An 8739-nucleotide genomic window follows, 5' to 3' on the forward strand; every position below is an offset into this window, starting at 1 on the left:
ATTAGTCTTGCCCTCCGTTTTCTGGTAGCACATCTGTCCACATTTCATGTTGCTGAGGCTCTGATGCATTAATTGCGTTTTCTGTCGCAGTATTCACTGTTTCTTTAGAGGCTTTATCAAGTGCCTTAAGGTCAGCTTCTTTCACGCTGTACTCACTCATCAGCACTTCACCAAGCGCTTCAATAGGGTCGCGATCCTTCTTCACGCAATCTACTTCTTCACGTGTACGGTACTTTGCAGGGTCACTCATAGAGTGGCCACGGTAGCGGTACGTATCCATTTCAAGAAGGTACGGCCCTTTACCTGAACGTACATGCTTTACAGCTTCTGTTGTTGCAGCATGCACTTCAAAGAAGTCCATACCATCTACGCGCTTACCAGGAATCCCAAATGGCTCACCACGCTTGTAAAATTCACCTGCAGCACCACGCTTTGTTGACGTTCCCATTGCGTATTGGTTGTTCTCAACCACAAAAATCACAGGAAGATCCCACAGCGCTGCCATGTTCATTGTTTCGTAAACTTGTCCGCCGTTCATCGCGCCGTCACCAATGTAAGCAAAAGATACACGGTCTTCACCGCGGTACTTGGCAGCAAACGCCAGACCAGCACCTAGAGGCACTTGAGCCGATACAATACCGTGCCCACCCCAGAAGTGTTTTTCAGGGTCAAACATGTGCATGCTACCGCCCTTACCTTTAGAGATACCTGTCTCTTTACCCATAAGCTCAGCCATCACAGCTTCAGGCTCAACACCACATGCAATTGCATGAGCATGGCAGCGGTAAGATGTAATCTGATCATCGTCTGGGTTGCTGGCAGCCTTAATACCTGTAATCACAGCCTCTTGACCGATGTACAGGTGGCAGAATCCACCAATTTTACCTTGCTGGTACATTGTTGCGGCTTTTTCCTCAAAACGACGCAGCAGCGACATTTGGCTATAAACATCAAGAAGTTGATCTTTTGTGAATGGTTTTTTATTCACAAGTTTTACAGACTTCGTTGAGGTTTTCTTTGCAAGCTTTGCAGGCATGTATGTCTTATCCTTCTTTTGCAAGTTTCTCAATCATCTCAAGAATACGTTCATCAAACTTTTCTTGCTCTTCACGCATCAGTTCAACAGCATCATGTGTTGAAAGCTCTTCACGGTAAGCGCGTGGTTTTGTAAGTGCACAGAACACATCACAAGCACCAAGCACACGTGAGAGCATGTTAATTTCAGCTTCTTCAGCACCGTATGGGTAGCCAGAACCATCCATACGCTCGTACATTTGTTGAATCACAGGTGCAACAGGGAAATCAAAGTGGATATCCTCAAGCACGCGCATGGCATGCGGGATGTGCTGTTGAAGTTTGCCAAGCTCAGTCTTTGTGAGCTTACCTTTCTTTGTGAGTACCTCTTGAGGTACAAAGATCTTACCAACACCTGAAAGCAGCGCACTGTAAAAGAGTGTTGAACGCTCAGGAATGCTCATACCCATGGCGTTAGAAACACGCAGCGCCATGCGCGCCACACGCTCATGGTGACCTGATAGGTATGGGTCACGAATTTCAACAGCTTTCACAAGTGCCATCATAGCTTGCTCTTGAATACGGACACGCTGACGGTTACGCGTTGCCAGCAGGTGACCAATCATCACAAACAGGAAAGCACTCACAAGAATCACAATCATGGTTGTCAGAAGGTAAATGGTACGCTTAAAGCCTGCCAGTGGAGCAAGTGCAATGTCAGATAGGTTTTCATAGCCCAGTACAAACGGTGCATTTTCAACAGGTGTAAATGATGCAAACACAGGCTTGTTATCATTCAAGCTTGGCACAGGTCTAAATGTAGAAAGCTTCGCAACACCAACCATGTGATCAGATACTATTTTATCAGAAACAGGCTTTGCATCGCTCAGGTTATCAACGCTTACAAGCTCAAGACCTTCAGTACCAACTTGGTAGAACCCCATACGCTCCCCCTCAGAAGAGAGCTTACCAAGGTCTAGAAGTTCCTTCAGATCATCCCCTACAATAAACTCACTCAGCAGAAGTGCTGTTACACTTTGACCGCTAGCAGCATCATCCAATGACAGGATTGGCTTCGTCACCGCAACAACAAGGCCAAAATCATTATCTTGTAGTGTTGAGTACTGAACTTCAGCCTTTTCAAAGCTGTTCGCAATAATCTCTTTATACTGTGCCCCGACGGTACCTGCTTCGCGGCTACCCATCAGCACGCGACCATCACTTGCTACAACAAACGCACCGTTCAGACCGTTTTGTTCTGCATAGTCTGTCATGGCTTGTTGCATGTAAGGCAATTGTTGCAAGAGAGACTGCTCAACTGAATCATTATTATCAGACAGGATCGCTTCTGAAGCGTAAAGTTGGATCAAGTCAGATGAAACAATATGATCCCCCACACGAGACAAACCTTCAAGCCATGCTTCCATCACTTCAGCTTTGGCTTCTACTTGAAGTTCAGCGCGTGTCATCACTTCTTTACGAACAACAAACTCACGCTCACCAATAATCATCATAGCGGCCCATACACCAATAGAAATAAGAACCAGCATAACAAGCATACCCCAACGCATCAGTGCAGCCATTGGCATGTAAAACGCGTTTTTCTTTGGCATGCCTTTAAGTGTGATATCAACTTGTGATGATACCTGTGACATAGGGAGTCTCCTTTATTTTCGGCCCATTTCTCTTGGCACAATATGCGCCCATCTGGTTGTTTCATTCACCGAATAATACGGCAAGTATTGCATAACTTGGCTGTCAGGTAAAACAACATCAAACAAACTATCCATTACATAGAAAGTATCTGCATATTTTACGACAAGCACTGCGTGCGCAATGTTACGCACAGTATCTTTTACCACAGCAAGGCGCATATCGTCAGGATTAACCCCCAAACGCTTAAGAGTGACATACTTAAAGATGGCATAATCCTCACAGTCACCAGAATTTGGCATAAACTCTTCAGGCGTTGCCCAGTAATCAGAAATACCGTAATTGGTAATATCCTCAATATAAGGCCACTGGTTAGCAAACTTATTCACTTCTTGAAGCATAGTTAGCGTATCCTCGCCCTGCAAAGAGCGGATACGACCACGCCATGTGCGCATTTCACCACTTGTACATGTGAGAGAATCCTCAAAACACTGGGAAAAATCAGCCTCTTCTTCTTCAAGTTTCTTTAAAACCGTTGTCCATTTTGGGAGAGCGGCAAGGCTCTTAGCTCTAAACTCAATTGTACCAAATAGGCCATTGCCCGCAAAAGCAGGCAGAGCTCCACACAGGAGCCCTATTGTACATACACCAATCTGAATGGCTTTTCGCACGAATTTACCTATCGTTCACTTAATGCGTTTTGACGCATCTTATTAAATGGTTTCATCATATAATTCCAAACGGTTTTCTTACCCGTTAAAATCTCAACTGTTGCCACCATACCTGGCATAATTGGGAGCGGCTTATCTTCTGTACCTAGATGGCCCTTATCTGTTCTCACCTGAATTTCATAAAACGGCTCACCTGTCTTTTCATCCTGCACCGTATCCGCTGCAATTTGAATTAGTTTTGCATCAAGGCTACCGTAAATAGAAGGGTCATATGCTGTAATCTTCACACGCGAATCTTGGTTCGGACGAAGGAAGGCTACATCCTGCGGACGAATACGCGCCTCAACCACCAAGTTCTCTTCAATCGGAACCACCTCAACAATGTCCACACCAGGCTGAATCACCTGCCCTACAGTATTGACAAGCACACGCTTCACCGTACCATGCACAGGAGAGCGCACAGTTGTACGGTCTACCTGATCTTCTACAGCTTTTACGGCTTCCTGCAAACGAACAAGTTCATCTTTTTTCTCAGTCAGCTCTGTTAGAGACTCTGTACGGTTACGTGCAACCGCCTCTTCCACGCGCTGTTTCGCTTCTTTAACAGCCGCCTCTCCTCTTGGAACAGCAAGCTTAGCAGCTTCCATTTCACCACGAAGATCGTTCACCTGTCGCTTCAAACGCAGAATATCCACCTTAGATACAACGCCTTTAGCTTCTAAAGGAATTGTCATTTGCAGTTCTTCATTAGAAATTTGGTATGAACGACGAGACTGGCCTGCTTTTGTCTTTGCTTCACGAAGCTCTTGTTCTTTTTGCTCAACCTGACGCGTTAGAATTTCAACAGCAGACTGAATCTCTTCTTTGCGAGAAAGATAAAGCGTATTTTCAGATTCAATAATCTGTGGCGCCTCTTCTACAACTTCAGCAGGCCACTTAGGTTTCTCACCTTCAAGCTCAGCATTTAAACGTGCCACAGCCGCCATAAGTGTGTAAATACGTGCGCGGCGCTCACCAAGCGTTGACGCAAACCCTGTGTCATCAATACGAATAAGAATATCGCCCTTTTGCACAATATCTCCATTCCCAACAAGAATCTCTTTAACAATACCACCCTCAAGGTTTTGTACTGTCTGTGTATCACCTGATGGAATCACCTTACCTTGGCCGCGCGTCACTTCATCAAGTTCTGCAAACATCGCCCAAGCAATAAAGAAAACAAAAAATGCGACAATTGCCCAGAACAAACGGTTAGCAATGGGGTGCACACCACGCAGTGTCGCTTGACGCACATCATCCATAAAGATGCCATCTTCCCAAGCTGCAGGGAAGAACCAGTTCAAGATACCGCGCCATGCCTTTTCAGGACGACCTGCAGGTTTAAGATCTCCGCCCAGCGTGCTGTTTTTTCTCTCTTTTCGAGAAAGCTTCTTTGGCTTATCGTCCTTCAAAGGTTCATCTGGTATGCGAGATGAGTACATTTGTTTTCTCTTCTTATTTCTTTAATGTCGTTTTGTTTTTACCAGACAGGCTCTTCAGCACGTCTTCTTTAGGCCCGTCCGCAAGAATACGACCATCTTCCATCACAATGACACGGTCCACAAGATCAAGCATTGTGTACTTGTGCGTCACAAGAACAACTGTCTTATCCTTAATCGCTTTCTTCAAATGGCCCAGAAGCTTCATTTCTGTACGGTTATCCATTTCACTTGTTGGCTCATCAAGCAGAAGAATTGGAGGCTCTTTAAGAATTGCGCGCGCAAGAGAGACCGCCTGACGCTGACCACCAGACAAACTATCACCACGTTCGCCCACTGGCATATCAAGGCCCATAGGGTGTTTGCTTGCAAATTCATTCACGCCACTCATTTCTACAGCGGCTTTCAGTTGCTCCTGAGTTGCATGCGGTGCGCTCAACATAATGTTATGGCGCAGCGTGCCACTAAATAGAATAATGTTTTGTGGCACGTAACCAATATTCTTACGTACTTCCACTGGGTCTACCTGACGAATCTCAAGATCATCAAACAGAATGCTCCCTTGCGTTGGGTTATAAAGGTTAAGCATCAGACGTAGGAGCGAACTCTTACCAGAACCTGTACGACCAATCACAGCCACCTTTTCACCCGGCTGAATCTTAAAGCTCATATCCTTCACACTCTCGAGTGGAGAGTTCGGGTAAACAAATGACACATCTTTAAACTCAACTTGGCCTGTTGCCTCGCCAAGGTAAACAAAGTTTTTACCATCTGGGCGTTCAACTTCCATATCCATAATGCCGTTCAATGTTTCAAGAGACTGCATGGCTTGGTTATAGCGCGCATAAAGCGCAACAGCTTGGCTAAGTGGCGCCATTGTACGACCCGCAAGAAGTGTACAAGCCACAAGCGCACCCACAGACATGTAACCGCCTTTAATCATAAACACACCAACAACCACAATACCGACTGTCACCATCTGCTGAATAAAGCCAGCAAAGTTTTGACCAATAGACGCAAGAAGACGCGTACGCTGACCAACACGAGCGACAGCACCAACTGATTGCTCCCAACGAGACTGCATCACACTCTGCATGTTCAGGCTTTTAATCGCTTCAAGGCCATTAATCGTCTCAACAAGGTGACCATGCTTTGCATCAAGGTCTTGCATCGCCTGTTGAATAATAGCCTTCATAGGAGACTGCACTGTAAAGCTTACAAACAGAACAATTGGAATTGCAAATAAAGGAACTAGCGCGACCCAGCCACCAATAATGGCAATCACACCAATAAAGACAAAAATAAACGGTAGATCAATCAGCGTTGTGAGCGTTGCTGATGTAAAGAAATCTCTAAGAGATTCAAACTCACGCAGCTGGTTTGCAAAGGCACCACTTGATGAACCTTGCTTACCAAGACGAATATTAAGAACTTGCTGATACAGTTGACCAGACAGTAAAATATCAGCCCCTCGCCCTGCTGTATCAATAAAGTAACCTCGCAGCACCTTTAATATAAAGTCAAACACGTAAGCTGTACCAATACCAAGCGCAAGAACAGTTAGTGTTTCCATTGCGTTGTTTGGTACCACGCGGTCATAAACGTTCATCACAAAGAGCGGTGAGACCACTGCAATTAAGTTAATCACCACAGCAGCAATGGCCACTTGGAAGTAAATCCAACGAAACTGCCAAAGCGTATCTCTAAACCAGCGTTCACCCGATCTAAATACGTCCGTCACAAAATCATGTACAGCTGTTGGGCGCGCCATAATCATTGTACCAGAGTACACAGGCGCAAAGTCTTCAAGGCTTGCAAAGCGCTTTTCTTCACCACTTACAGGGTTTACCAGTACAACACTACCGTGATCACCCATTTCTTTAAGCACAAACGCAGGGCCAACCTCGTCACCCTCACCCTTTAAGATCACAAGAGCTGGAAGCACATGACGTGAAAGCTCTTCAAGCTTTCTATCAATCACACGCGCGTTTAAACCAGCGCGCTTTGCAGCACGTACAAACAAGAATGGCGTAAGCTTGTTATTTTGGAGAGGAAGTCCGACCGTGAGAGATTCCGCATTGAAAAGCTTATTATAATGCTTCACAAAATACATAAGTCCTGCCAGTAGATAATCTGGCGCTTGAACCTTTTCAGCTTCTTCTTGCTTCACATCAATAGAACCCAGAGCTTCTTGTTGCTCTAACGTAGCGTCTGTCACGTGTCACCTAAACTTTTTTATTATTACTGGCTCATTATGACTCAACATATAAAAGAAGACCAGAAATTCATGACAGCTGCCCGTGACATAAGCATAAAACAAACATAAAAGACACACTCTTAGATGTTAAGAACTGTATGGAATCTTTAAAAACACTTGTAAAGATTTAAGAGTTCCACTATTTAAGGCACAATAAGTTGTAGGTATTTATACAACTGCTTAAACGAGGTAAGAGAGAAAAAAAATGAAATTTACAGTTAAAGCAATGCTTGCAGGTGCTGGTCTTATGATCATGAGCCCTGCTGGCTACACTGAAACTCTTGGCCAAGCTGTCCAGCTGGCTCTACAAAACCACCCAGATATTAAAATTGCAAAAAACCAGAAGCACTCTATTGAGCACGAATGGCGCATTGCTAAAGCTGGCTACCTGCCAAGCCTAGACGTAGCAGCAGGCTACGGTGTTGAACGCAGCGAGAACAACACAACACGTAACCGTGCAGGCCGAAACGGTACAAATGGTGATGCACACCGTACACTGAACCGTTACGAGTCAAGCGTAACAGCGAGCCAAATGCTTTTTGATGGTTACGAAACAAGCAGCGAAATCTGCCAACAGAAAGAACGCTTCAACTCTGCACGTTACAACGTAATGGAAGTTGAAGAGACTGTTTCTCTTGCTGCTGTTGAAGCATACATTGAAGTTCTTCGTAACATGGAGCTTGTTGCTATCTCTAAAGATAACTACAACACGCACCTACGTTACCTGAAACAAATTAAACAACGCGCTGAAGGTGGCCGCGGTAACATGGCAGACGTTCGTCAGGCCGACGGTCGTGTAGCTCTTATCCGTGCAAACCTACAAGCAGCTGAAGGTGACCTTGCTAACGCGAAGGCAAACTACCTAGAAGTTGTTGGTAAACTACCAGAAGGCGTGAGCCTGCCAACTCCTCCAGTTGAGGTTCTACCATCTACTATTGATGATGCAATCGCTCGCGCTATTGCAAACAACCCAGCTCTTGGTAGTGCACAGCACGACATTAAAGCAGCTAAAGCAGCGAAACAAACTGCTAAAGCAAGCTTCTACCCTCGTTTTGATGCTGAACTAGAAGCATCACACGATCACAACCTAAGCGGCCAAAGCGAAAAAGGGACTGACCGTAACTACCAAGCCATGGTACGTATGCGTTACAACCTTTACAGCGGTGGTGCTGACCGTGCCCGTGTACGTGAGCGCGCAAGCCGTGTTCAAGAAGCCCGTGAATCTCTAGAAAGAGATCGCCGTCTCGTTGAAGAAGGCATGTATGTTGCTTGGAACAACCTAGAAACAGCAAGAACGCGTATCCAACCACTTAGTCAACACGTGATGGCATCTGATGCAACACGTAAGGCTTACAGTGAGCAGTTTGATATTGGTCAGCGTAGCTTGCTTGACCTTCTCGACTCTGAGATTGAGTTCTACGGTGCACGTAGCGCACTTGTAAACGCTAAATACGCACTTGATTTTGCAGTGTACAACGTACTTGCACAATCAGGTGAGCTTGCTAACACTGTTGGTGGGCACCGCTCTTAAGCAGAGCATCTCTTACCTCAAAAAGGGCGGTTTATCCGCCCTTTTTTCTATGCCCTTAAATTGTCTACAATTTTTGTCAGTTAGATTGTCAGAGAAAATTATTTACCCACCCCACAAATATGTAGGGTGTGATGA

6 protein-coding genes are annotated in these 8739 nt (G+C 45.3%); 1 reads left to right on the forward strand and 5 read right to left on the reverse strand.

Annotated features, from left to right (window positions below; genetic code table 11):
- Nucleotide 1: 1 nt before the first annotated feature.
- From pdhA to VX730_02665, 5 genes are read right to left on the reverse strand one after another with little or no spacing between them, the layout of a single operon-like run.
- On the reverse strand, nt 2-1036 hold the full coding sequence (pdhA, locus tag VX730_02645; protein MEC9291277.1) for a pyruvate dehydrogenase (acetyl-transferring) E1 component subunit alpha: 1035 nt from the start codon (nt 1034-1036) through the stop codon (nt 2-4).
- A gap of 7 nt (nt 1037-1043) precedes the next feature.
- Nucleotides 1044-2669 carry an HD domain-containing phosphohydrolase gene (locus tag VX730_02650; GenBank protein ID MEC9291278.1) on the reverse strand — a complete coding sequence of 542 codons (1626 nt, stop codon included), beginning with the start codon at nt 2667-2669 and terminating at the stop codon, nt 1044-1046.
- Between the two features lie 12 nt (nt 2670-2681).
- Complete coding sequence (locus tag VX730_02655; protein ID MEC9291279.1) at nt 2682-3338, reverse strand: transglutaminase-like cysteine peptidase; 657 nt, start codon at nt 3336-3338, stop codon at nt 2682-2684.
- Between the two features lie 8 nt (nt 3339-3346).
- A complete protein-coding gene (locus tag VX730_02660) occupies nt 3347-4819 on the reverse strand; it encodes an HlyD family type I secretion periplasmic adaptor subunit (GenBank protein ID MEC9291280.1) in 1473 nt (490 codons plus the stop codon).
- Between the two features lie 13 nt (nt 4820-4832).
- Complete coding sequence (locus tag VX730_02665) at nt 4833-7034, reverse strand: type I secretion system permease/ATPase (protein ID MEC9291281.1); 2202 nt, start codon at nt 7032-7034, stop codon at nt 4833-4835.
- A 244-nt stretch (nt 7035-7278) separates the two neighbouring features.
- On the opposite strand from VX730_02665, the gene VX730_02670 reads away from it, so the two are divergent.
- Nucleotides 7279-8604, forward strand: a complete 1326-nt coding sequence (locus VX730_02670; protein MEC9291282.1) for a TolC family outer membrane protein — start codon at nt 7279-7281, stop codon at nt 8602-8604.
- The last annotated feature ends 135 nt before the right edge of the window (nt 8605-8739 follow it).

Source organism: Pseudomonadota bacterium, assembly GCA_036141575.1.
GTDB lineage: Bacteria > Pseudomonadota > Alphaproteobacteria > UBA2136 > JAPKEQ01 > JAPKEQ01.